General features: G+C 71.6%; 24 protein-coding genes. 15 read left to right on the plus strand and 9 right to left on the minus strand.

Annotated elements, in window-relative coordinates; genetic code table 11:
- Positions 1 to 2 precede the first annotated feature (2 nt).
- The 10 genes from FBY40_RS04285 (at position 3) to FBY40_RS04330 (ending at position 7,058) form a co-directional block, all read left to right on the plus strand.
- Positions 3 to 965: an ABC transporter ATP-binding protein gene (locus tag FBY40_RS04285; protein WP_141936687.1), complete on the plus strand. Its 963-nt coding sequence runs from the start codon at positions 3 to 5 to the stop codon at positions 963 to 965.
- Complete coding sequence (locus FBY40_RS04290) at positions 962 to 1,681, plus strand: ABC transporter ATP-binding protein (RefSeq protein WP_141936689.1); 720 nt, start codon at positions 962 to 964, stop codon at positions 1,679 to 1,681. Before FBY40_RS04285 ends, FBY40_RS04290 begins: the two co-directional genes overlap by 4 nt.
- Entirely contained in the window at positions 1,665 to 3,128 is a 1,464-nt protein-coding gene (locus FBY40_RS04295) for a protoporphyrinogen/coproporphyrinogen oxidase (protein WP_235014558.1), read from the plus strand. The genes FBY40_RS04290 and FBY40_RS04295 overlap by 17 nt, the downstream gene beginning before the upstream one ends.
- Before the next feature lie 99 nt (positions 3,129 to 3,227).
- A complete protein-coding gene (locus FBY40_RS04300) occupies positions 3,228 to 3,608 on the plus strand; it encodes a hypothetical protein (RefSeq protein ID WP_141936693.1) in 381 nt (126 codons plus the stop codon).
- Position 3,609: 1 nt separating this feature from the next.
- On the plus strand, positions 3,610 to 4,011 hold the full coding sequence (locus FBY40_RS04305; protein ID WP_141936696.1) for a phage holin family protein: 402 nt from the start codon (positions 3,610 to 3,612) through the stop codon (positions 4,009 to 4,011).
- Positions 4,001 to 4,303 (plus strand): hypothetical protein, encoded by a 303-nt coding sequence (locus FBY40_RS04310; RefSeq protein WP_141936698.1) that lies wholly within the window; start codon positions 4,001 to 4,003, stop codon positions 4,301 to 4,303. The genes FBY40_RS04305 and FBY40_RS04310 overlap by 11 nt, the downstream gene beginning before the upstream one ends.
- A gap of 158 nt (positions 4,304 to 4,461) precedes the next feature.
- On the plus strand, positions 4,462 to 5,304 hold the full coding sequence (locus tag FBY40_RS04315; protein WP_141936700.1) for a uroporphyrinogen-III synthase: 843 nt from the start codon (positions 4,462 to 4,464) through the stop codon (positions 5,302 to 5,304).
- 3 nt (positions 5,305 to 5,307) lie between these two features.
- Positions 5,308 to 6,048 carry a sulfite exporter TauE/SafE family protein gene (locus FBY40_RS04320; RefSeq protein WP_141936702.1) on the plus strand — a complete coding sequence of 247 codons (741 nt, stop codon included), beginning with the start codon at positions 5,308 to 5,310 and terminating at the stop codon, positions 6,046 to 6,048.
- A 43-nt stretch (positions 6,049 to 6,091) separates the two neighbouring features.
- A complete protein-coding gene (locus FBY40_RS04325) occupies positions 6,092 to 6,628 on the plus strand; it encodes a GNAT family N-acetyltransferase (protein WP_141936704.1) in 537 nt (178 codons plus the stop codon).
- Between the two features lie 31 nt (positions 6,629 to 6,659).
- Positions 6,660 to 7,058 carry an ester cyclase gene (locus FBY40_RS04330; protein WP_141936706.1) on the plus strand — a complete coding sequence of 133 codons (399 nt, stop codon included), beginning with the start codon at positions 6,660 to 6,662 and terminating at the stop codon, positions 7,056 to 7,058.
- Here the strand turns inward: FBY40_RS04330 and FBY40_RS04335 are convergent.
- Positions 7,039 to 8,322 carry an FAD-dependent oxidoreductase gene (locus FBY40_RS04335; RefSeq protein ID WP_141936708.1) on the minus strand — a complete coding sequence of 428 codons (1,284 nt, stop codon included), beginning with the start codon at positions 8,320 to 8,322 and terminating at the stop codon, positions 7,039 to 7,041. The genes FBY40_RS04330 and FBY40_RS04335 overlap by 20 nt on opposite strands.
- Positions 8,323 to 8,377: 55 nt before the next feature.
- Here FBY40_RS04335 and FBY40_RS04340 point away from each other — a divergent pair, with 55 nt between their 5' ends.
- Positions 8,378 to 9,304, plus strand: a complete 927-nt coding sequence (locus tag FBY40_RS04340) for an alpha/beta hydrolase (protein ID WP_141936709.1) — start codon at positions 8,378 to 8,380, stop codon at positions 9,302 to 9,304.
- A 26-nt stretch (positions 9,305 to 9,330) separates the two neighbouring features.
- On the opposite strand, the gene FBY40_RS04345 is transcribed toward FBY40_RS04340, so the two are convergent.
- From FBY40_RS04345 to cofG, 6 genes are all read right to left on the minus strand, one after another.
- Positions 9,331 to 10,788 (minus strand): HNH endonuclease signature motif containing protein, encoded by a 1,458-nt coding sequence (locus tag FBY40_RS04345; RefSeq protein WP_141936711.1) that lies wholly within the window; start codon positions 10,786 to 10,788, stop codon positions 9,331 to 9,333.
- Between the two features lie 106 nt (positions 10,789 to 10,894).
- Positions 10,895 to 11,686 carry a DNA/RNA non-specific endonuclease gene (locus FBY40_RS04350; protein ID WP_141936714.1) on the minus strand — a complete coding sequence of 264 codons (792 nt, stop codon included), beginning with the start codon at positions 11,684 to 11,686 and terminating at the stop codon, positions 10,895 to 10,897.
- On the minus strand, positions 11,683 to 12,300 hold the full coding sequence (gene cofC / locus FBY40_RS04355) for a 2-phospho-L-lactate guanylyltransferase (RefSeq protein WP_141936715.1): 618 nt from the start codon (positions 12,298 to 12,300) through the stop codon (positions 11,683 to 11,685). The genes FBY40_RS04350 and cofC overlap by 4 nt, the downstream gene beginning before the upstream one ends.
- Positions 12,293 to 13,309, minus strand: coding sequence for a glucose-6-phosphate dehydrogenase (coenzyme-F420) (gene fgd / locus FBY40_RS04360; protein ID WP_141936717.1), 1,017 nt, complete (start codon positions 13,307 to 13,309; stop codon positions 12,293 to 12,295). The genes cofC and fgd overlap by 8 nt, the downstream gene beginning before the upstream one ends.
- Entirely contained in the window at positions 13,306 to 14,823 is a 1,518-nt protein-coding gene (locus tag FBY40_RS04365; protein WP_235014561.1) for a flavin-containing monooxygenase, read from the minus strand. Before FBY40_RS04365 ends, fgd begins: the two co-directional genes overlap by 4 nt.
- On the minus strand, positions 14,820 to 17,234 hold the full coding sequence (gene cofG, locus FBY40_RS04370; protein WP_235014563.1) for a 7,8-didemethyl-8-hydroxy-5-deazariboflavin synthase CofG: 2,415 nt from the start codon (positions 17,232 to 17,234) through the stop codon (positions 14,820 to 14,822). The genes FBY40_RS04365 and cofG overlap by 4 nt, the downstream gene beginning before the upstream one ends.
- A 105-nt stretch (positions 17,235 to 17,339) precedes the next feature.
- Here cofG and FBY40_RS04375 point away from each other — a divergent pair, with 105 nt between their 5' ends.
- On the plus strand, positions 17,340 to 17,825 hold the full coding sequence (locus tag FBY40_RS04375) for a hypothetical protein (protein ID WP_141936719.1): 486 nt from the start codon (positions 17,340 to 17,342) through the stop codon (positions 17,823 to 17,825).
- 18 nt (positions 17,826 to 17,843) lie between these two features.
- Here FBY40_RS04375 and FBY40_RS04380 read toward each other — a convergent pair whose 3' ends face one another.
- Both FBY40_RS04380 and FBY40_RS04385 read right to left on the minus strand, forming a co-directional pair.
- Positions 17,844 to 18,665 (minus strand): ABC transporter permease subunit, encoded by an 822-nt coding sequence (locus FBY40_RS04380; RefSeq protein WP_141936721.1) that lies wholly within the window; start codon positions 18,663 to 18,665, stop codon positions 17,844 to 17,846.
- Positions 18,662 to 19,903, minus strand: a complete 1,242-nt coding sequence (locus FBY40_RS04385) for an ABC transporter ATP-binding protein (RefSeq protein WP_141936723.1) — start codon at positions 19,901 to 19,903, stop codon at positions 18,662 to 18,664. Before FBY40_RS04385 ends, FBY40_RS04380 begins: the two co-directional genes overlap by 4 nt.
- Positions 19,904 to 19,996: 93 nt before the next feature.
- On the opposite strand from FBY40_RS04385, the gene FBY40_RS04390 reads away from it, so the two are divergent.
- Genes FBY40_RS04390 through FBY40_RS04400 form a run of 3 tightly spaced genes read left to right on the plus strand, consistent with a single transcriptional unit; the run spans position 19,997 to position 22,442 of the window.
- Complete coding sequence (locus tag FBY40_RS04390) at positions 19,997 to 21,058, plus strand: enoyl-CoA hydratase/isomerase family protein (protein ID WP_141936724.1); 1,062 nt, start codon at positions 19,997 to 19,999, stop codon at positions 21,056 to 21,058.
- 5 nt (positions 21,059 to 21,063) lie between these two features.
- Positions 21,064 to 21,924 (plus strand): LssY C-terminal domain-containing protein, encoded by an 861-nt coding sequence (locus FBY40_RS04395; RefSeq protein WP_141936726.1) that lies wholly within the window; start codon positions 21,064 to 21,066, stop codon positions 21,922 to 21,924.
- Complete coding sequence (locus FBY40_RS04400; RefSeq protein ID WP_141936728.1) at positions 21,921 to 22,442, plus strand: hypothetical protein; 522 nt, start codon at positions 21,921 to 21,923, stop codon at positions 22,440 to 22,442. Before FBY40_RS04395 ends, FBY40_RS04400 begins: the two co-directional genes overlap by 4 nt.
- The last annotated feature ends 34 nt before the right edge of the window (positions 22,443 to 22,476 follow it).

Here is a 22,476-nt window from a genome sequence, read left to right on the forward strand (position 1 = left end):
CCATGGACCCCACCACCCGTGCGCGCCCGGGAGCCGCGCCCGATGCCGACATCTGGTGCGCTGATCTCGTGCGCATCTTCCAGGTGCCCACGGCCTCGGGCCCGGGAATCGAGGTTCAGGCCCTCCAGGGACTGAACCTGCGGGTCGACGCCGGAGAGCTCGTCGCCGTCGTGGGTGCGTCGGGGTCGGGCAAGTCCACGCTCCTGTCGATCCTCTCCAGCCTCGACCGGCCCACCGCCGGGGTGGCCGTCGTCGCCGGCCACGACCTCCTGACGATGAAGGAGAAGGAGCGGGTCGGCTTCCGCCGTCGCAGCGTCGGGTTCGTGTGGCAGCAGACCTCGCGCAACCTCTTCCCCTATCTCACCGCCGCCGAGAACGTCGCGGCGAGCCTCGCCGTGACGGGAACGCCCCGCGGTGCCGCCGCCCGGAGAGCGCGGGTGCAGGAGCTTCTCGACCTCGTCGACGTGGGGCACTGCGCCGTCCGTCGACCGGCGGAGATGTCCGGCGGTGAGCAGCAGCGGGTCGCCATCGCCGTCGGCATCGCGAATGATCCGCGGGTGCTCCTCGCCGATGAGCCGACCGGCGAACTCGACGACACCACGAGCGCCCAGGTGCTCGAGGCCATGCGCACCGTGAACCGTGAGCGCGGAATCACCACGCTCATCGTCACGCACGACCCGGGGGTGTCCGACCACGTCGCGCGCACCGTGCAGATCCGCGACGGGCGCACCTCCACCGAGGTGCTGCGCTCCACCCGCGTCGACGAGCACGGCGCCGAGGAGCACATCGCCGAGGAGTACGCCGTGCTCGACCGGGTGGGACGACTGCAGCTCCCCGACGAGTTCGTCGCGGCGCTGGATCTCCGCGACCGGGTGCGGCTCGCCCTCGAACCCGACCACGTGCAGGTGCGCCCGGGGGAGCGAGCGGATGCCGCGCCCGACGCTCCCCGGGAGGATCGGCCGTGAGCGGCGCGGGGGTCGCGGCCCTCCGCGGCGAGGGTCTCACGCGTACCTTCCGCAGCGCCGCCGGCGACGTGCACGCCTGCGTCGGCATCGACCTCGAGGTGCGTGCGGGTGAGCTCGTCGTCGTCACCGGGCCCTCCGGCGCGGGCAAGACGACTCTCCTGAACATCCTCGGCACGCTGGATCGCCCCGACGCGGGCCGCGTATGGGTGGGTGAGACCGAGGTGACCTCGCTCGACGAGGACGCTCTGGCCGAGGTCCGCCGGCGCGATCTGGGGTTCGTCTTCCAATCGTTCGGACTGATCCCCGTGCTCTCGGCGGCCGAGAACGTCGAGCTGCCGCTGCGGATCGCCCGCACCGAGCCCGGCGAACGCGATGCGCGGGTCGCCGAAGCCCTCCGCCAGGTGGGGCTCGCCGACCACGCCGGGCAGCGGCCCGGCGAGCTGTCGGGCGGGCAGCAGCAGCGGGTCGGGATCGCGCGGGCGATCGTCGCGGAGCCGCGCGTGCTCATCGCCGACGAGCCGACCGCGCAGCTGGACTCCCGCACCGCGACAGCGGTGATGGACCTCATCGTCGATCTCGTCCACACCCGAGGCATCGCCGCGGTGGTCGCGACCCACGATCCGATCCTCCGCGCACGCGCCGATCGGGTCGCCGAACTGCATGACGGCCGACTGGTGGCCGCCGAAGGGAGACTGCGCCGTGACCGACGCCGCTGACGCCACATCCGTTCCCGCGAATCCCGCCGACAAGGCCGTGATCGTCGTCGGCGGCGGGGTCGCGGGTCTGGTCGCCGCGCTCGAGTGCGCGAAGGTCGGCATGAGCGTCACCGTTCTCGAGCGCGACGCCCGGGTCGGCGGCGTCATCCGTCGCGAGGATGTGGGCGGGGTCGGGGTGGACCTCGCCGCCGACGGATTCTCCACCCGCGGCGGGGTGGTCGCGGCGGTTCTCGACGACGTGGGGCTCGGTGATGCGGTGATCCGTCCCGACCACGGCGGGCGCTGGATCGCGGGCGCGGCCGGAGCCGCGCCGCTCCCGGCGGAGACCGTCGTCGGCATCCCCGCGAATGCGTGGGCCGATGACGTGCGCCGCCACATCGGGTGGTCCGGCGCGTGGCGCGCGTACCTCGACCGGCTCCGCCCACCGCTCACGATCGGTCAGGAGCAGAGTCTGGGGCGCCTCGTGCGAACCCGCATGGGCGACCGTGTCCGCGACCGACTCGTCGCCCCGCTCAGCGTCGGGGGTTACGCGGTCGATCCCGACGACGTCGTCGTCGATGACGTCGCGCCGGGCCTGAACGCCGCCCTCACCCGCACCGGATCTCTCGCCGGCGCCGTGGCGGCCGTTCGCGCCGAGCGTGAAGGCGCAGGAGAGGGCCTCGCCGGGCTCTCGGGCGGGATGTCGCGGATCGTCGACGGCCTCGCCGCACGCCTCGACGACTTCGGCGTCGAGATCCGCACCGAGGCGCCGGTCACCGGGATCAGGCGCTCCCGCGACGTCGGCGCCCGGCCGTGGCTGGTCCAGACCGGCGACGAGGCCGTCGCCGCCGACGCGGTCGTCGTCGCCGTCGACGAGGACGCCGCGCGGGCGCTCCTCGCCGATGCCGCGCCGCAGCTCACCTCGCTCGCGGTCGATGTCGCCCCCACCGTGCCCCTGGAATCGATCACCCTCGTCTTCGACGCCCCCGGCGGCGCGGTCGACCGCCCGGGGCCGGTGGTGCACGCGGTGCCGGGAACCCGCAGAGCATCGACGCTCCTGCACCAGACCGGCCGGTGGGACGGGCTTCGCGCTGAAGCCGGTGAGAACGGCGTCGTCGCGCGGGTGACCTTCGGCGGCCCGGGCGATCCGCCGGCCACGGCCGCGCTCGACGACGCCGCGGCGACGGCGATGGCGCTGGCCGAGGCATCCGCTCTTCTGGCCCTCCCGCTCGACGGTGTCCGTCTGCGCGGGGTGCACCGAAATCGCTACGAACAGCCGCCGCCTGCGACAGCCCGGGGACGGGCCGAGCGCGCCACCCGTGCCCGCGCCGCGCTCGCGGCGGCGCCCGGCATCGCCGTCGTCGGTGCCTGGCTGGCCGGAACAGGGCTCGCGCAGGTCGTGGAGGATGCGGTCGCCGAGGCCGACGCGCTTCGACGAGGCGTCCTCTTCGGCGGCGTGGCCGGATGATTGTGCCCCGGGCGACTGCGCGCGTCAAGAGCGGATGCCGTCAAAGGAATACGCCGCTACTGTGTAAGGGATTTCACCCGACGAACGTGAGGAGACGTCATGCGAGGCAAGATCGGGCTGGTCATTGGACTGGCCGCCGGCTACGTCCTGGGATCCCGTGCGGGGCGCGAACGCTACGAGCAGATCAAGGCGCAGGCCGAGAAGCTGTGGAACCAGCCCCCGGTGCAGAAGCAGGTCGCGAAAGTGACGGAGTTCGCCAAGTCGAGCGCCGCATCCATCCCCGGCACGCTGTGGGACGGCGCGGTGAAGGTGACCAAGGCGGCGACGTCCAAGGACACCAGCGGCGACCAGAAGGCCGCGGAGGTCAAGCGCGCCGCGAAGTCGTCGGCGGAAGCCGTGAAGGATGCCGCTGCCGACGCCGCGTCCGACGCGTCGGCCGCTGCGGCGAAGACGTCGCCCGCGTCCCACTCCGGAGCCTGATATGACGACCCCGCGCGGCTTCCGCGACCGGGCTGACGACAGTCTGCTGACACTTGTCGGCGAGATTCCCGAGCTGGTCAAGAACCTCATCGTCGCCGAGATCGAGTCGGCGAAGAAGTGGCTGGCGAAGACCGCGAAGGATGCCGGCATCGGGGCGGGCTGGTTCGTCGCGGCCCTGTTCGTGCTCTTCTGGTCGGTGCCGGTCTTCGGCACCTTCGTCATCGCGGGCCTGTCGTCGTGGTGGCCGGTGTGGCTGTCGGCCATCGTCGTGTTCGGGGTGATGATCCTCATCACCGTGATCCTGGCGCTGCTGGGCTACCTGCGCTTCCGGCGGCTGTCCAGCCGCGAGAACCCGGTCCAGTCGATCGCCCTCGACGTGAAGGAGGTGCGCGATGAGCTCTGAGGTCTCGCCGCGCAAGAGCGCTGTGGCCCCTGTTCCCGTTCCCCGGACCGCCGTGCCGATCGGCATCGCCGACCCCGTGGAGCAGGCGCGGGCCGAGCTGAAGGCTGCGCTCGCCGCCATCGAGGTCAAGGCGAACGTCCCGCGCCGGGTGTCGGAGGCGACCGACCGCGAGGTCGAGCGCGCGCGCGACTTCGCGCGGCGCAATCCCGGGGCCGCGACGGCGGCCGTGGTCGCGGCCGCCGCTGCCGTGGGCGGACTCGTGTGGCTGTTCGTGCGCTCGTACACCCGGTGAACTGAAATATCGGTCGCGAGGCGGTTCTGAGCGGCCCGGGGTATGCTCGGGAAGCAGGCAGTGCAATGGAGCGGATGCTGCCGATCGCGCGTATGCACCTGCGCGCGTCGGTTGCTCGAAGTGCGGGCGGCCGAACACGCCCCACGAGAGTCGACTGAATGAACCACGCAGCTCAGGACCCGTCAGCCAAGCCCCTCGGGGGTTGGCGCGTCCTCGTGCCCCGCGGTGGCCCGTGGGGTGATGGGGTGGCGGCGTCGCTTCGCCGCCAGGGCGCGACGCCGGTCATCGCGCCGCTGATCAACTTCGCCCCCACGCGCGATCACGAGACCCTCGAGAAGGCCTTGGCCGACCTCGCTGCGGGTGCTTTCCGCTGGCTCACGGTGACGAGTGCGACCACCGTCGACGTGCTCTACGCCTATCGCGCGACGATTCCCGCCTCCACCAAGGTCGCCGCCGTGGGTGAGACCACCTCGGCGGCCCTGCAGGCCGTCGGATACAAGGTCGACCTCGTCCCCGAGCGCGACAACTCCGCCGCGGGAATGGCCGAGCAGCTCATCGGGCTCGAGCCGGAGCCGGTCGACATCCTCACCCTCCGGAGCGAGATCGCCAAGCCCGTGCTCACGCGCAGCCTCAGCGATGCCGGTCACCGCGTGCGCAGCGTCGTCGCGTATCGCACGGTCGGGGTGCCCGTCGCCGACCGCATCGCCCGCGACGTCGAGAGCGGCCGCATCAACGCCATCCTCGTCACCAGTGGGTCGGTGGCAGAACAGGTGCACGCCCAGTTCCCCCACATTCCCGACACGACAGTCATCGCCGCCATCGGACCCCGGACCGCGCGCGACGCCCGCCGTGCCGGCCTGGCCGTCGACGTCGTCGCCGACACGCAGACCGTCGATGCGCTCATCGCCGCTGTGGCGACCTTCTCGCTGCCCCACGCCGCCGACGAGTTCGCGCCGCAGACGGGCGTGATCCGGCTGCCGGGCGCCGGTCGCGAAGTCTGAGGGGTGCCCGAACTCAGCCCGTTCGCCTGGGTTCTGCTGGCTGTCGCGGCGGTCGTCATCGGGCTGTCCAAGACCGCGGTCCCGGGGGCCGGCACCCTCGCCGTCGCAGCGTTCGCCGCCGTGCTCCCCGCGCGCGAGTCGACCGGCACCATCTTGCTGCTGCTGATCCTCGCCGACATGTTCGCCATCACGATGTACGTGCGGCACGTGAACTGGCGGGCGCTGCTCCGGCTGGCTCCGGCGATCGTGGCCGGCCTTCTCGTCGGGGTGCTCTTCCTCGCCGTCGCCGATGACGCGTGGGTCAAGCGCACCATCGGAGTGCTGCTTCTCGGGGTGATCGCGGTCACGTTGTGGCGTCGCCGCATGGCATCCGCCCTCGTCGAGGGACCGCCTCGCCGCGGGGCCGCGGCGGTCTACGGCACGCTGGGCGGCTTCACGACGATGGTCGCCAACGCGGCGGGACCGGTGATGTCGATGTACTTCCTCGCCGCGCGATTCCCCGTGAAGGAGTTCCTCGGCACCGCGGCGTGGCTCTTCGCGATCGTGAACATCAGCAAGGTGCCTTTTTCCGTCGGACTCGGCCTCATCACGGTGCCCGGTCTCGTGCTCGACGCGATCCTCGCGCCGCTCGTGGTGGCGGGTGCCCTCGGTGGGCGATGGATCGCCGACCGGATCGACCAACGGCTGTTCGAGCGACTCGTGATCGTCCTGACGGTGGTCGGCGCCGTCTATCTGCTGATCTGACCGCTCACACCCTCGACGGCGTCACCCGCGGTAGCCTGCCGACGTGATCGCGTTGCGCACCGAGAGATTGATCCTGGCTCCGCTCGGCGCCGACGACCGCGACGACTTCGTCGCCTATCGTCGTGACCCCGACGTCGCGCGCTGGCAGTCGTGGACGCCGGAGTACAGCGCGACCGACGCCGACGCCCTGCTCGGCGGGCAGCCGACGCGATTCCCGCCGCCGGCGGGGGAATGGCTGCAGATCGGAGTGCGGGATGCCACCTCCGGCGCCCTCCTCGGCGATGTCGCCGTCCACACCCTGGCCGATCAGCCCGACACCTATGAGGTCGGCGTCACGGTGGCTGCCGAGCATCAGCGGCGCGGTGTCGCCGGCGAGGCCCTGGGGGCGGTCGTCGCTGAGCTGTTCGACGATCACGGTGCGCATCGGGTGATCGCGATGTCGGATCAGCGCAACGCCGCCGTGGCGCGACTTCTCACCGGACTGGGGTTCCGGCACGAGGGTCGCGCGGTGGAGGCGGACTGGTTCAAGGGCGAGTGGACGACTCTCGACACCTGGGCGATCCTGGCGCGCGAACGCTGATGCGGCCCGGCTCGCCCACGATAATGAGCCTGTGGAGCCCTGGCAGATGCACGAGTGGTTCGCGGACTACATCGATGCGGCCAACCGCCACGACCTCGACGCGATCCGCGGCTTCGTGCACGCCGAGGTGCGGCGCGCCCACCGGCCGGCGGGTGTCGAGGCGTGGGTCAGCGACCTCGATGATCTCTTCCACGCCTTCCCCGACTGGCGGTGGCGGATCATCCAGGTGGTCGCAGAGGACGACCGCGTCGCCGCGCATGTGCGGGGGAGCGGCACCCACACCGGGGTCTGGGAGGGCATCGCACCCACGCGGCGCCATGTGAACGTCGCCGAGTTCGCCGTGTACACGTTGGCGGCGGGCCGGGTCACCGCGTTCTCGGGATCGGAGCCTTTCGAACTGCGCCTGCAGCTCACCGAGCCTCGCGGCTGATCGGCGCAGCGCTGCCCGGCCGGCGGGCCCAGCGCGGTGCGCGTTCGGGTCTGACGCCCACCCCGATCGCGAAGGCGGGAACGACGGTCAGGGCCGGGATGACGTGCAGGAGGCGCAGGAGCCACGCGGGAGGATCCGGGGGGCTCCCTCGCAGGCCGGGCATGATCACGCCCGCGTGGAGGATCCGTTGGAGGGTCTGGATGACGACCACCGCCGGAAGGCGGCGTCTGCGGACGCGGGCGAGCACGCGGCTGCCGTGGGGCCGGGTGAGTGCTCCACGCGCGAGCGGGCCGGCGAGGAGGCGGGCGGCGGCGACGGCGTCCTGGATGGCGAGGTTGATGCCCACGCCTCCCACCGGTGACATGGCGTGGGCGGCGTCGCCGATGCAGAGCACGTTGTTCGCATGCCATCGCCGCAGACGCTCCAGCCGTACATCGAGATGCTCGACCTCGTCCATGGTCGCGATCGTGCCGACCGCATCCGCGAGCTCCGGGAACAGCGTCGCCGCCTCGTGGCGGAAGGCGTCGATGCCACGGGTGCAGACCGCGGCATCCGTCCCCTTCGGTCCGAGCGCGGCGACCTGAACGTAGCCGCGCCGCGGGATGCCGATCGCCACCTTTCCGTCGCGCACCCGGGGGAGGAGGCTCTCGTCGAGGTGCCGGTCGCTGGTCAGTCGATACCACCAGACGTCGAAGCCGACGGGCATCTCGCGCACCGGGAGCCCGACACTGCGGCGGACGGTGGACCAACGGCCGTCGCAGCCGACGACGAGGTCGGCGGTGAGACGGCCGTCGCCGTTCGGCGAGGTGAAGCTGACACCCGTCGCCCGGCCGTTCCGGCGCGTCACCGCCGTCACCTCGTGCTCGCGCAGGAGGGTGAAGGTCGGTTCGGCGGCTGCGGCTTCTGCGAGCAGGTCGAGCAGATCCCACTGCGGCACCATGGCGATGTACGGATGCCGCACCGGCAGCCGACTGAAGTCAGCGAAGACGGCAGTGCCCTCCCGGCCCGGGAAGAACGCCCGACGGATCTTCGAGTGCGGCAGGGCGTCGAACCGCTCGAACAGTCCGAGGTCGTCGAGGAGTCCGAGGGTGGCGGGGTGCACGGTGTCGCCGCGGAAGTCGCGGAGGAAGTCGGCGTGCTTCTCGAGCACGGTCACCTCGATGCCGTCGCGGGCGAGCAGGAGGCCGAGGACGAGACCCGCCGGGCCGCCACCCACGATCGCGCAGGTCGTGTGGTGGGTCGCGACGGGGCTGCCTTCGGTCACGCGACGAAGATACTCGGGAGGGGAACTCTCCCGCGAGCAGACCGGAGGAGTGACGATGGATCTCGATCGGGTGGACCCCGCGCTCCGTGCGGCGACGCGCAGGACGCGCCTTCCGGATGTGTCGCGGCGGTGGGTGCGGTCCCTGCTCCGCGGGGGTACGCGGATCTTGCCGGTGCCGCGGATCCTCGGCGTCGAGGTGACGTCGATCCGAGTGGCGGGGCAGCGCACCCGGGTATACCGGCCGCTCGTGCGCTCGGAGGACGCAGCGTTGGTCTGGGTCCACGGCGGCGGCCTGCTCATCGGCGACGCGCGTCAGGACGAACGGCTGTGCGCAGAGACCGCGCGCGACCTCGGCATCGTCGTCGTCTCGGTGAACTATCGGCTCGCGCCCGAGCATCCCTTTCCCGCTGCGCACGACGATGTCCACGCCGGCTGGCGGTGGGTCCAGGCGCACGCCGACGATCTCGCGGTCGACCCCGGGCGGATCGTCGTCGGTGGGGAGAGTGCGGGAGGCGGCCTCGCGGCGGGAGTGGTGCAGCGCATCCGCGATGAGGGTGGGGTGCAGCCGATCGGGCAGTGGCTGTTCGCGCCCATGATCGACGACCGGACGGCCGCGGACGCGGCTCTGGACGAGATCGACCATCCGGTCTGGAACAACCGCTTCAATCGGGCCGGGTGGACTGCCTACCTCGGCGAGGGGGCGGGAGGTGCGGACGTGCCACCGTATGCCGCTGCCGCACGAACGGAGGATGTTTCGGCGCTTCCTCCGACCTATCTCGCGGTGGGCGACATCGAACTGTTCTTCCCGGAGGTGCAGGACTACGCGCGGCGGCTCACCGCGGCCGGCGTGCCCACCACCCTCGATGTCGTGCCGGGTGGCCCGCACGGGTTCGAGAGCTGGGCCCGTGACACCGAACCGGCTCGGGCGCTTCTCTCGCGTGCCCGCGCCTGGCTCCGGGAGGTGATCTCGACGCCGGCCTGACGGCGGGGATTCTCCGGCCCACCCCGTCAGAAGGGGGCCACGGCGAGCGTGCCATCGTCGATGGGGACGAAGGCGACGCGTGAGGGTGGATGGCTGTCGTAGGTCTTACCGCCCGGACTGGTGAAGGTGAGAATGCCGCCGGGCAGTTGTTGCACGTGCCAGTTCGTCGCGTGTTTCAACGTGTGGTGTCGGGCGCATTCGTTGCAGAGGTTGTCGTTGGAGGTTGGTCCGCCCAACGCGAAGTCCCTGGAGTGATCCTTGTCGCAGAGTTTCGCGGGCCTTCGACATCCCGGTGTTCGGCAGGTGACGTCTCTGGCGTTGAGGAAGCGGGTTTGGGATGGATGTGGGGTGTACCTGTCGACCGCGGTCACCACGCCCGTGATGGGGTCGGTCATCACCCGGTCCCACACCCTCGCGGTTCCGGCCAGCCGTCTGGCGGTCTCCGGGTCGACCGGGGTGACTCCGTTCAATTCCGCCCCGGACCCGGTGACTCCGGTGAGGGTGGTGATCGGGATGGTGATCTGCACCTCGGCGGTGATGGCGCCGAGCCCACCCTTCGCCCCGTCGGTGGGGTCGATGACCGGGGATCCGGCGAGGAGCATGTCCAGGGCGAGGTCGCAGCGGATCTCATCCAGTGAGCGGTCGTCGAACCACGGCTCCGCGGTGCCTCCGCTGACGCTCCCGTTGTCGTCCGTCCCGGTCTCGCCGAGCCTGAACCCCGCACCTGACCCCGCACCTGACCCCGGCCCCGACCCGGACCCCGTGCCGCCGCTCCCGCTGTTCGCTTCAGCTTCGACCTGCGTGGCCGCGTACTCGCGCCGCTTCGCGCGGTCGACGTCCTTGATCGTGGTGCCCTGCCCGGTGAGCCGGTTGTACGCACCGTGGATGTAGACGTTCGTGCCGAGGATTGTCAGGGTCGACAGGGTGTCGTCGAGGTCGGTGACCCACACGCGTCTTTCCTTCATCGCCGTGTGGTGCCGTTCCTGCAGGGGCCGTGGGTCCAACACTGCCGCGCGTTGGATGGCGTACTTCTTCGTCCGCGGCACCGTCTGCCGCTCCGCTTCAACGAGCACGATCCGTTCGAACGCGGCCCGGTCGGTGGCATCCTCGATCACCCGGCCGGCGTCTTGGATCACCTGCGCATGCGCCCGACTGACCCGCCCCTCCACGAGTGCTTCCATCGTCTGCGGGAACAACTCGATCAGCTCGTGGGCGTCGTGCATCTGGGTCTGCATCGACCGGTCGTTCACCCTGACCGCCATCCCCAGTTCCAGGGCCATCGACCGCAGCGGCATGTCGCGTTCCCGCGACGACACCGACCCCACCCGTGACCGCTGCTCCAACGTCAGCGCGTACGCGTCCGCCAGCAACCGGGTCTCCTTCGCCTCCAGCGCCGCCCGACGACGACGCAGCTTCGCCAGCTCATCCGCGAACACCCCGGCGCGCTTGTCCTCCGCCCGCCGCCGCTTCTCGTTCGCGTCCACTGGAATCCCCGTCTCGATGACCTGCCCACATCATCGCAGGGGGTTCCGACATTGGAATCGCTCACGCGCAAAAGAAATAGAACGTAATAACGAATATCTGACCGGGTTACACCCGACTCCACCGGATATCCGCGATCCCGGTGAGCTCGCGCCACCCTTCCGCCCGCGCACCCGCCGGTCCCAGAACGTCCGCTCCGACCAACGGACCGAACTCCAGGTCTGTGGCCGCGGCGATATCGCTGATCGGCACCTGGAATGTCCGAAACGCCCCGAGACGGTCCACCGCGACGACGCCCTCGCGGGTGTCGACCAGCTCCGACTGGTCCAGCACGAATCCCGCCGCCTCGAGCCCCGTACGACCGAGCCACGCGGCGACCTTGTAGAACCGCAGCGGCACCCGGACACCTCGATACGGCGGATCCTCGTCGCCGAAGATGGGCGCCGTGAACACGCTGATCCGCTGATCGGACGCCTCGGCGAAAGCCAGCACATGATCCTCCAGACCCAGCCACAGCTCCCTGGACTGGTTGAAGTCAGCCGCCTGAGGCGCGGCGTTCGTGTAGAAGAACGTCGCCTCCGTGGCATCCCGTGCCTCGGCAGGCGTGCCCCAGCCCGGATCCCGCCGACGCACCAGGTGTCCTCGGTCGAGATCGTTGCGGGCGTACACCTCCGGACCGGTCTGCTCCGCAGCGGGCACCCGCGGGTCGAGGCGCCAGTCCCCCGTCCTCGGCAGGTCGAGCAGTCTCTCCCCGTCGATGTTCACGCCCGTGACCGAGGCGAGCCGTCGCTCCGCATCGAGCAGCACGCTGAACCGCGGGTAGTCGAGCAGCCGTCCGACCCGAGACGACACGGGCAGCGGAACCCCGACGCCCAGGAATCCCGCGTCGTAGCCGCTCATCCGAGCATCGCCGCCGTCCGCGCCCCGAGCCCGATCGCGGCTGCGTCGCGCAGCTGGTCCGCCGTGTCGACGTCGCGTCGCAGCGTCGACCCGCTCGGCACCTCGAGCACCTCGCATCCCATCGCGCGGTGCGCGGCGAACGACCCCTCGCCGAACTCCGACCGCCACGGCACGCCCGCCCGCGCCGTCACCAGCGTCGACCCGGTGCCTTCGGCGTCGGCGACGACACCGCGCTCGACCCCCGCCGCTCCGCGCAGCGCGACCGCGAGATCTTCGCCCCGCAGCGCCGGTACGTCACCGAGAAGGGCGGCCCGCGGCATCCGGTCTCCCGCCCCTTCCATGCCGACGGCGATCGCGGCATTCAGTCCGCGCGCCTCGCCTTCCGGGAGGAATCGCAGACCGGGGATGTCTGCCGCGTGAAGCGGCAGCGTCGCCTCGTCGGTCACGACGATCACCTGCGCGACGAGGGAACAGGATGCGGCGGCGGCGACGGTGTCCAGTGCGATCGCCCGCGCGAGCGCGACGCGATCGAGCCCGTCGACGGCGAGTCGCGACTTCCCCCGGGTGGTCGCCTTCACCGGGACGACGACCACCCACGCGGAGGCTTCAGGCATCGGCGAAGCGTGCCCGCAGTCGGGGCAGGATCTCCTCGCCGTACGTCCGGAGGAACTCGGCCTGATCGTGACCGGGGTCGTGGAAGACGAGGTGGCGGAACCCGAGGTCGACGTAGCGGGCGATCCGCTCGACGTGCTCCTCGGGGTCGGTCGAGACGATGAACCGGGATGCGGCGCGCTCGATCGGTAGCTCGGCGGCTCGGCGCTGCATCTCGATCGGGTCGTGGATGTCGCGCTTCTCCTCGGGTGAGAGGGCGAGCGGGGCCCAGAAGCGCGTCTTCTCCAGCGCCGTGGCGTGGTCGGGGTGGTACGAGACCTTCACTTCCATGAGGGTGTCGATCGCGTCGCCCGGGCGTCCGGCCTTCTCGAGCCCCTCGTGCAACGCCGGCAGCAGGGTGTCGGTGTACAGCGAGGGGTCCTTGCCGCTCGTGGTGATGTAGCCGTCGGCGATCCGGCCCGCGAGCCGCGTCGCGGCCGGGCCCGATGCGCCGATGTAGATCGGCACCTTCTGATCGGGCCGGTCGTAGACCGTCGCTCCGTCGAGCGAGTAGTACGTGCCGTCGAAGGTCACCCGCTCGGCGTCCCAGAGCTTGTCGATGAGCTGGATCGATTCCTTCAGGCGCTGGAACCGCTCGGGCGGGTCGGGCCACTCGAGGCCCAGAGTCACCTCGTTGAGAGCCTCGCCGGTTCCGACACCGAGGATCACGCGGCCCGGGAACATCACCCCGAGGGTCGCGAATGCCTGCGCGATCACGGCCGGGTGGTACCGGAAGGTGGGGGTCAGCACCGAGGTCCCCATGATGATGGTCGACGTGCGGGCGCCGATCGCGCCGAGAACCGGAATGGCCGCCGGGGCGTGCCCGCCTTCGTGCATCCACGGCTGGAAGTGGTCGGACAAGAACACCGAGTCGAACCCCATCTCCTCGGCGAGGACGGCGTAGTCGGTGAGCTCTGCCGGACCGAACTGCTCCGCCGACGCCTTGTATCCGAACCTCAGCGGTACCGTCATGTGGATTCCTTTCCTCGTGCTCCCACCGGGGTCCCGGTGAATTCCGTTCCGTTCGTCTCCGACAACCGCCGCCGGAAGGCGTCGACCGTCCCCGGCCAGAGCAGCGTCAGCCGCCCCGACCGGTCGTCCACGTACCAGTTGCGACAGCCGCCCGAGAGCCAGGGAGTGGATGCCGCGGCGGCGGCGATCTCACCGACATACGCCCGCTCGGCGGCGGGATCCACGCGCAGCACACCGTCGGCGGTGAGACCACGGCGCTCGAGCGCGGAGACGGCGTACGCCGCCTGCTCCTCGATCATCAGCACCGCGGAGTTGTGACCGAGTGACGCGTTGGGCCCGTTCAGCACGAAGAGGTTCGGGAAGCCGCTCACCACGGTCGAGGCGAAGGCGCTCATGCCCTCCGACCATTGCTCGGCCAGGGTGGTGCCCGCCTCGCCGCGGACGAGTTCGGCGTATGGCTGGCGGGCCGAGGCGAACCCTGTGGCGAGGACGACGGCGTCGACGTCGACCCGTCGTCCGCTCGCGGCGAGAAGGGTCGTCCCGTCGACCGCCGCGAGCGCGGAGGGCTCGAGCGTGACCCTGTCGGAGGCGACGGCGGGATAGAAATCGTCGGACAGCAGCACGCGTTTGCAGCCGAAGGCGTAGTCGGGCGTGAGGGCGCGGCGCAGCGCGGGGTCGGCGACCTGCCGGCCCAGGTGCGCGAGCGCGATCGCGCGGGCCGATTCGGATGCCGCGGCATCGCCTGATCGCGAAGCGAAGCGCTCCTCGCCTTCGCGGTACAGATCGTCGCGGAGACGTGCGAGCTCGTCGGGGTGGGCGGCGAAGCGGGCCCGCTCGGCGTCGGTGTACTCGCGTGCCTCGCGCGGCACGATCCACGCCGGCGTCCGTTGGAAGAGCGTGACGTCCGCAGCGGTGCGGGCGAGCTCGGGAACGAGCTGGACGGCACTCGCCCCGGTGCCGACGACCGCGACACGCAGGCCGGCCAGGTCGGTGGCGTGGTCCCACCGCGCGGAGTGGAACAGGGGGCCGGGGAAGGTCCCGAGGCCCGGTACCTCGGGGATGAGCGGCTCGGTGAGACGGCCGCATGCGAGGACGAGCGCCTCGGCGGTGATCTCGCCCGCCGGGGTGCGCACGCGCCACCGCGCGGCGACGTCGTCCCACTCGGCGCCGAGCATCGGGGTGCGAAGGTGCATCAGGTTGCGCAGGCCCTCGCGATCGGCGACGTCGTCGAGGTAACGGCGGATCTCGTCTCCGCGCGCGAAGACGCCCGACCAGTCGGGGTTCGGGTGTGCGGCGAATCCGTACAGATGACTGGGCACGTCGCACGCGACGCCGGGATAGGTGTTGTCGCGCCAGGTCCCCCCGGCGGCGTCGGCCCGCTCGAGGATGACGAGGTCGTCATGCCCGGCGCGGCGAAGGGCCATGGCCATGCCGATACCGGCGAAGCCCGCGCCGACGATCACGACCTCGGCGGTCCGCGGCAGCGGGAGAGGGGGAACGGGAGTGCGAGTCACTCGGCCGCCCCGATGCCGGAGGACGGATGCGACACGGTCCGGTAGTCGGTCGTGCGCAGCCGGAACGGGCGGAACAGGCGTGCGGCGATCGCTGCGGCATCCGTGGTCGGCAGTTCCTGGCCGTGCTCGATCCCCGTCTCGGGCTTCACCCGCCCGTCCAGCAGCGTTCCGCCGAGGTCGTCGCCGCCGGCGCCGAGGAGCACCGCGGCATCGCCGCGGCCGACCCGGGTCCAGGGGATCTGGATGTGCGGGATGCTCCCCGACAGCAGCAGTCGCGACACCGCGACCATCGCCCGGTGCTCGTCGATCGCGGCACGCTCGGCGACCAGAGGCACCCCGCCCGCAGGGCCGGGGAGGGGGATCGGGACGAACTCGGTGAACCCGCCACCGCCGGCCTTCTGCAGTGCGCGCAGGCGACGGAGGTGCGCGATCCGCTCGGCCGCGGTCTCGACGTGGCCGTAGAACAGCACGGAGGTGGACCGGAACCCGGCGCGATGCGCGGCGGTGATGCCCTCCTCCCATCGGTCGATCTCGAGGTCGCCGGGCGCGACGGCGGCCCGGACGCGCTCGCTCAGCACCTTCACGCCCGTCCCCGGCACCGTGTCGACGCCCGCCTTCCGGAGCGCCGCCAGCGCACCGGTGAGCCCCAGGCCGCCGCGGTCGGCGAGGTCCCAGACATCCTGCGGGCGGTAGGCGTGGAGGTGCAGCGTCGGGGCCGCCGTCCGGACGGCCCGAACGATCTCGAGGTACGCCTCCGGGTCCTCCTCCTCGGGCAGCCGCCCCTGGATGCACAGCTCGGTGGCGCCGAGCGCGACCGCGTCCGCGGCGATCGCGGCGACGTCGTCGAGGTCGAAGGTCTCGGCGTCGACGGCGCCCGCTGCGCGGAATCCCGTCGACGTGAGATTGCGGTTGACCACGAGGCTCACCGCCTCGCCCACGGTGTACCGGCGCACGTCGTCGGCGGTCGCCGTCAGCGCGTCGAGGTCGGATCCGGTCGCCGTCAAGAGGCGCTCCCACTCGGCGTCGTCGAGGGTGAGCGGGTCGGTCGCGGCCCGCTCGAGCAGGGGGCCGACGCCGGCGGTGCCGTTCACGGCGGAGAGGTGCAGCTGAGAGCGGGGCGGGCGATCGGATGCGGCGGCGGGCGACGTGTCGGGCTTCGCCAGGCCCGTCGCCGGGTCGGCGAGGCGGGCGACCGCCTCGTGGAGACCGGGATCGATCCACGCCGCCGCGTCGGTGACGTAGTCGGGCTGCGCGGTGAGGCGCTCGGCGAGGGTGAAGCCGAGCTCGGCGGTGCGCTCGGCGAGCTCGTCGAGCTGAGGCCACGGCCGCTCGGGGTTGACGTGGTCGGCGGTCAGCGGCGACACCCCGCCCCAGTCGTCCGCGCCGGCGCGGACGAGCAGTTCGAGCTCACGCGCGTCGGAGAGGTTCGGGGGCACCTGCACACGCGCGTGCGGTCCGAGCACCAGGCGCGCCGTGGCGACCGCGGCGACGTACTCGCGCATCGTGGCATCGGGAGCGCCCTGCATCGCCGTCCGCGGCTTCGCGCGGAAGTTCTGGACGATCACCTCCTGCACGTGACCGAGTGTGCGACCACCGGGCCCGTCGACCCGGTGGGCCTCGTCCGCCGCGCGGATCGCCACCAGCGATTCGGCCCGGTCGCGGATCGTCTCGCCGATGCCGACGAGGATCCCGGTCGTGAACGGCACGCGCGCGCGACCGGCGTCCTCGATCACCGCCAGGCGGACCGCCGGATCCTTGTCGGGCGAACCGTAGTGCACCTGAGCGGGCTCGGCGAAGAGTCGTCGCGAGGTCGTCTCGAGCATCATCCCCATCGACGGGGCCGTGGGCCGGAGCGTCTCGAGCTCGGCCAGCGACATGACGCCGGGGTTCAGATGGGCGAGCATGCCGGTCTCGGCGGTGATGAGCCGCGCGATATGGCCGACGTAGTCGAGGGTGGAGGCGAATCCGTGGTCGTCGAGCCACTCTCGCGCCTCGGGCCAGCGGTCTTCGGGGCGGTCGCCGAGGGTGAGGAGCGCCTCCTTGCATCCCATCGTCTGGCCCTGCCGCACGACGGCGAGCACCTGTTCAGGCGACATGAAAGCCGGCTTGTGCTTCTTCTTCAGCTGGGACGGAGTGTCCACGAACACGCAGTAGTGGCACCGATCTCGGCAGAGCGTCGTCAGCGGGACGAACACCTTCCGCGAGTACGTCAGGATGCGACCGCGGCCGGCGGCGTCGAGACCCGCCGTGCGAACGGATGCGGCGAGCTCCAGCATCCGCTCGAAGTCGGCGCCCTCGGCCTGCAGCAGGATCTCGGCCTCGTCGACCTCCAGCCGCGCGCCGGACTCCGCTCGCGCGAGGACGTCGCGGGCGGAGAGTCGGGAGGCGCGGACCGGATCGAGCAGGGTCACGCTCCCAGTCTTGCACCGTCGCCCGACAGCGGGGCGCGAGGATCGTTGCCGCTCTGTGAGCAAAAGCGTTCTCGAGTGCCCGCTGCGCGCTGGCAGACTAGTCGCATGGTGACCCTGCTGCTCGACTCGACGCGGCTCGAAGTCGCGCTGTCGGTCACCGAGCGCGCGCTGTCATTCCGCAGGGGGAATGTGCTCATCGAGCGGTCGGCGATCACCAAGGTGCAGCTGACCGACGACCCGTGGACCTGGCTTCGCGGCGCCGCGAGCCCCGGCACGTTCGTGCCCGGCATGGTCGCGATGGGGACCTTCACGCACTCCGACGGTGCCGACTTCGTCATCGTGCGGCGGCGCCGGCCGGGCGTCGTGATCGACCTCGACGGGCACCCCGAGTACGCGCGGGTGGTCCTCACCACCCGTCACGGCGTCGCGCTCGCGCAGGCGCTGCGCCTCGACACCGATGCGACCCCGACTGACGTGGTCGACATCATCGCCGCCACCGGGCCGATCGAGACCATCACACCCAAGCAGAAGCCGCGCCGTCGTCCGTCGCCGTCACCGGCGCCCGCTCCGTCGCCGGCTTCCGCGCGCTGACGGCGTCCGGTCCGCGACTCAGGTGACGTCGCGGCGCCAGCTGACCACGTGCCCGAGCACGACGAGGACGGCCGCGTAGGCGACGAGCACGAGGCCGCCCGCCCACCACGCAAGAGGTTCGGACCCCCCGGCGCCCGTCGCCGCGGTCAGGATGCTCTCGCCGACGAGGGCGTCGCTGGCCGCGCCGGGGAGGAAGCCGAGCACGTCTCCCAGACCCTCGACGAAGGATGCCGCCAGGCGGGCGATCGGCTCGAGGAACAGCGTGAAGACCAGGACGCCGACGATCGCGCCGACCTGGTTGCGGATGAGGGCGCCCACGCCGATGCCGATCCACACCCACAGCACGAAGGCGATGAGCATGCGGCCCAGGAGCGCCCAGGTGTCGCCCGAGGTGAGGTCGGTGTCCAGGCCGTAGCCGGCAAGGAAGGCCGCCGACGGCCCCACCGCGGCGATCACGCCCAGCACGCCGAAGAGGAGGCCGATGACGAGACCCACGACGAGCTTCGCCCCGAGCACGAGTCCGCGACGCGGGGTGGCGAGGAAGGTCGAGGTGAGCGTCTTGTGGCGGAACTCGCTCGTGACCATCAGCGTGCCGATGAGGAGGGGGAAGACGTAGCCGACCGCGGTCGCGGTGCTGTACAGCAGTGCGGGAATCCCCTCGGGCGGCACCGCCGGGGCTCCCTCGCCGCCGAGCGAACCGGTCGACGCGGCCGAGAAAACGAAGGCGAGCGCGGCGGCGTTGAACCCGATGTACCCGACGAGCGCGATCGCGAGCACCCACCAGATCGACGTGGTGAACAGCTTCGTGCCCTCGGAGCGGCTGGCGGCGATCAGGCTCATCGCGCTTCTCCCCTGTCGGTCGTCGGGTCGCCGCCCGGGCCGTCGTCCTCGGGGCGGATCACATCGATCACCCCGGTGCTCGCGACCGAGAACGAGCGGTCGGCGGCGCGCGCGGGCGCCGGCGCATCGTCCGGCGCGGGCTCTTCGTCGGGCGCTGGCGCGGGTGCGGGCTCTTCGTCGGGCGATGGTGCGGGTGCGGGCTCTTCGTCGGGCTCGGGCTCGGGCTCTTCGTCGGTCTCGGGCTCCGGCGCGGGCTCTTCGTCGCGAGCCGGTGCCGGCTCTTCGTCGGGCGCCGGCGTCGGTTCGGGTCCGGGCGCGGAGAGTCCGGAGGCGCTCGGATGGGTCCTCACGCCGTTGACGAGCTCGAGGAAGACCTCCTCGAACGCCGGACCCTTGCGCTGCAGCGACGAGAGGGCCACTCCCGCCTCGGCGGCGACCCGGCCGATCTCCTCGGTGGAATGCCCCCGGACGGCGAGCCCGGCGCGCAGCACCTCGCCCGCGATGCCGGCCGCCGCCATCGCGGCCACGAGTGCCGCGCGATCGGGGGCGTCGACGACGGTGGCGAACTCCGCCGGGTCGGCGAGGTCGGCGATCTCGCCCTGGAAGACCAGGCGCCCGCGGGAGATGATCAGAAGTGCGTCGACGGTCTGGGCCACCTCGGCGAGCAGGTGCGACGAGACGAACACGGTCCGGCCCTCGGTCGCGAGCTGGCGCAGGAACCCGCGCATCCACTTGATGCCCTCGGGGTCGAGGCCGTTGGACGGTTCGTCGAGGACGAGCACCCCCGGGTCACCGAGCAGAGCGTAGGCGAGCCCGAGGCGCTGACGCATGCCGAGGGAGAATCCGCCGATACGCCGGCCCGCGACATCCGCCAGTCCCACCAGGCCCAGCACTTCGTCCACCCTCGATTCGGGCAGCGAGGCCGCCTGCGCGTACACCTTCAGATGGTTCGCGGCGCTGCGGCCCGGGTGATAGCTCGAAGCCTCGAGCACCGCGCCGACGGTCTGCAGCGGGTGGCGCAGCTGCGCATAGCGCTCGCCGCCGATGAGGGCGGCACCGGCGTCGGGGCGGACGAGGCCCAGCAGCATCCGCAGCGTCGTGGTCTTGCCGGCCCCGTTCGGGCCGAGGAACCCGGTGACGACTCCGGGCTCGACCCGCGCGGTGAATCCGTCGACGGCCGCGACGGCACCGAACCTCTTCGTCACCCCGGAGAAGTCCAGTACGTGTCCATCGGGCATGCCGAAGTCCCCTCGTCGTGGAAAGCCGTCGTCCCCATCTTGGCCGATCACCCCTTCCCGGGCGAAAAGGCCCGCGGCCGGTAACGTGGCAGTGTGACCGACACCGACCGTTCTCACGTGCTCACCCGCATCGCCAACGGTCTCGGTCACCTCACGCTCAACCGCCCGCGGGCCATCAACGCGCTCGACCTCGGCATGATCCACGACCTGCACGCGGCGCTGGACGCCTGGGAGCGTCATCCCGGGGTGGATCTCGTCGTGCTCGATGGCGCCGGCGAGCGGGGATTCTGCGCCGGGGGGGATGTGCGGGGCCTGCGCGAGCAGATCATCGGCGGCGATCCGGATGCCGCGGGCGTCTTCTTCCGCGCCGAGTACGCGCTGAACGCGCGGATCGCCGAGTACCCCAAGCCGATCGTCGCCCTCGCCGACGGCGCCACGATGGGGGGCGGTATCGGACTCGCGGGGCATGCTGCGGTGCGCGTGGTCACCGAGCGCTCGCAGCTGGCGATGCCCGAGACCCGGATCGGCTTCACCCCGGATGTGGGGGGCTCGTGGCTGCTCGCCCGCGCCCCCGGCCGCGTGGGCGAATACCTCGCGCTCACCGGGCGCCCGATGGATGCCGCCGACGCCCTCTACGCCGGCTTCGCCGATCACCTCGTGGTCGCCGACAACCTCGAGCCCCTGCGGGAGGCTCTTCAGAACCGCGCCGACCCGGCCAGCCCGACCGAGATCGTGCTGCTGTTCGACGACACCGCCGGGGCTCCGTCGCTCGCCGCCGCGCGCCCGTGGATCGATGACGCCTTCGCCGCGGACACCGTGGTCGAGATCGTCGAGCGCCTTCGCGCCCGACCCGAACCCTCGGCGGCGGCGACCGCTGACACGCTGGGCGAGCTCTCGCCCACCGCGCTCGCGGTGACGCTCGAGGCGGTACGCCGCGCCCGCACGCTTCCCGATCTTCGTGCCGCGCTCGCGCAGGAGTACGGCCTGGTGCTGTGGTTCGCCGCGACCCAGCCCGACCTCGTCGAAGGCATCCGCGCTCAGCTCGTCGACAAAGACCGGTCGCCGCGGTGGACGCCCTCGCGTCTGGAGGATGTCTCGCCCGACACCGTTGCCGACGCCTTCGCCTTCGAGCCGTCGCGGCCGATCTGGGGCTGATCGGGATGACGCCGAGGTCGGAGCGGGCGCGGCGACGCCGCGTGTCCCGGGGCGTCGCGGTCGACTGGTTCTTCTTCGTCTTCGCCGGTCTCGCCGCCATCTGGCTCGCCTACCTCAGCCTCACCGAGTCGTTCCGCGTCGGCTGGTGGGGCATCCTCGTGGCGATCGCGTTCTGGGTGCTGCTCGCCTACCTCGTGCTGCCGCGCCTTCACCGCATCCTCACCACGATCTACGTGCCCGACTACTTCATCGGCCGCACCCGCACGAGCGACGGGCTCCTGGGCGACCCGGTCAACCTCGCCTTCGTCGGCGAGGCCGAGCAGATCAAGGCCGCCCTGCGCGCGGCGCGCTGGACCGAGGCCGACCCCGTCACCCTCGCCTCCTCGTGGCGCATCGTCACCTCGACCCTCACCCGCCGCAGCTACGGGGAGGCGCCCGTGAGCCCCCTGTTCCTCTTCGGGCGTCAGCAGGACTTCGCCTTCCAGCAGGAGGTCGACGGAAATCCCGCCAAGCGCCACCACGTGCGCTTCTGGCGCTGCCCCGACGACTGGCTGCTTCCGGGCGGCTACCGCGTCGACTGGCTCGCCGCCGGGACCTTCGACACCGCGGTCGGGCTGTCGCTGTTCACGCTGCAGATCACCCACCGCATCGATGCCGACACCGACATCGAGCGCGACCACATCGTCCGTTCGCTGCGCGAAGGGGCACCGCAGGTGACGGTGAGCATCATCGCCGACTTCTCCACGGGCTACCACTCGCGAAACGGCGGCGGCGACAGCATCCGCACCGACGGCGACCTGCCGGTCGTCGACGTCCGCGCCGTGCCGGTCCCCTCGGACCCGGTGCAAGGCGAGGTGAGCGCATGAGGCACAGCGAGCATCCCAAGAAGCGGGTCGCCTTCGAACCTGCCGAGCGCCTGCTCCAGGCTCCGGGCTCCGACCCGAACATGAAGCGGCCGCCTGCGATCATCGCGGGCACGCTGCTCATCGTCCTCGGCGTCCTCGCCGGTGCGGCATGGATCATCGCCTCGTCGGGGGTGTGGCCGGAGTGGGTGGGCGAGGTCGCGGCGATCATCGGCGGCGACGACGTGCCCCGGCGCGTGGAGCAGAGCACCTTCCTTCTCTTCGCCGCATTCGGCGGGGTCTTCCTGGCGATCGAGGCGACGCTCGCGCTCCTGGTCTTCCTCGGTGTGAACTGGGCCCGGGTGCTGATCATGGTCTTCGCCGTCCTCACCATCTCCGTCGCCTTCGCGCGGTGGTGGTCGGAGGGTCAGGAGATCGAGATCACCACCACCTACGTCTCGCTGGGAATCGACATCCTCATTCTGCTCGCGCTGTCGAGCCGGAGCGCCGCCGCCTACGCACGCCGCAAGGAGGCCCGCTGAACACCGGGTCGAAGGCGGCGGACCTAGGGTGGAA

The organism is Microbacterium sp. SLBN-154, from assembly GCF_006715565.1.
In the GTDB taxonomy this organism is placed as follows: Bacteria; Actinomycetota; Actinomycetes; order Actinomycetales; family Microbacteriaceae; genus Microbacterium.

What these genes read in the sequence shown, in the direction of transcription:
- FBY40_RS04380 (WP_141936721.1), bottom strand. Translation starts at nt 18,665, where the DNA reads ATGAGCCTGATCGCCGCCAGCCGCTCCGAGGGCACGAAGCTGTTCACC.
- fgd (WP_141936717.1), bottom strand. Translation starts at nt 13,309, where the DNA reads ATGACGGTACCGCTGAGGTTCGGATACAAGGCGTCGGCGGAGCAGTTC.
- FBY40_RS04340 (WP_141936709.1), top strand. Translation starts at nt 8,378, where the DNA reads ATGGATCTCGATCGGGTGGACCCCGCGCTCCGTGCGGCGACGCGCAGG.
- FBY40_RS04385 (WP_141936723.1), bottom strand. Translation starts at nt 19,903, where the DNA reads ATGCCCGATGGACACGTACTGGACTTCTCCGGGGTGACGAAGAGGTTC.
- FBY40_RS04395 (WP_141936726.1), top strand. Translation starts at nt 21,064, where the DNA reads ATGACGCCGAGGTCGGAGCGGGCGCGGCGACGCCGCGTGTCCCGGGGC.
- FBY40_RS04350 (WP_141936714.1), bottom strand. Translation starts at nt 11,686, where the DNA reads ATGAGCGGCTACGACGCGGGATTCCTGGGCGTCGGGGTTCCGCTGCCC.
- FBY40_RS04310 (WP_141936698.1), top strand. Translation starts at nt 4,001, where the DNA reads ATGAGCTCTGAGGTCTCGCCGCGCAAGAGCGCTGTGGCCCCTGTTCCC.
- FBY40_RS04315 (WP_141936700.1), top strand. Translation starts at nt 4,462, where the DNA reads ATGAACCACGCAGCTCAGGACCCGTCAGCCAAGCCCCTCGGGGGTTGG.
- FBY40_RS04285 (WP_141936687.1), top strand. Translation starts at nt 3, where the DNA reads ATGGACCCCACCACCCGTGCGCGCCCGGGAGCCGCGCCCGATGCCGAC.
- FBY40_RS04400 (WP_141936728.1), top strand. Translation starts at nt 21,921, where the DNA reads ATGAGGCACAGCGAGCATCCCAAGAAGCGGGTCGCCTTCGAACCTGCC.
- FBY40_RS04375 (WP_141936719.1), top strand. Translation starts at nt 17,340, where the DNA reads ATGGTGACCCTGCTGCTCGACTCGACGCGGCTCGAAGTCGCGCTGTCG.
- FBY40_RS04300 (WP_141936693.1), top strand. Translation starts at nt 3,228, where the DNA reads ATGCGAGGCAAGATCGGGCTGGTCATTGGACTGGCCGCCGGCTACGTC.
- FBY40_RS04305 (WP_141936696.1), top strand. Translation starts at nt 3,610, where the DNA reads ATGACGACCCCGCGCGGCTTCCGCGACCGGGCTGACGACAGTCTGCTG.
- cofC (WP_141936715.1), bottom strand. Translation starts at nt 12,300, where the DNA reads ATGCCTGAAGCCTCCGCGTGGGTGGTCGTCGTCCCGGTGAAGGCGACC.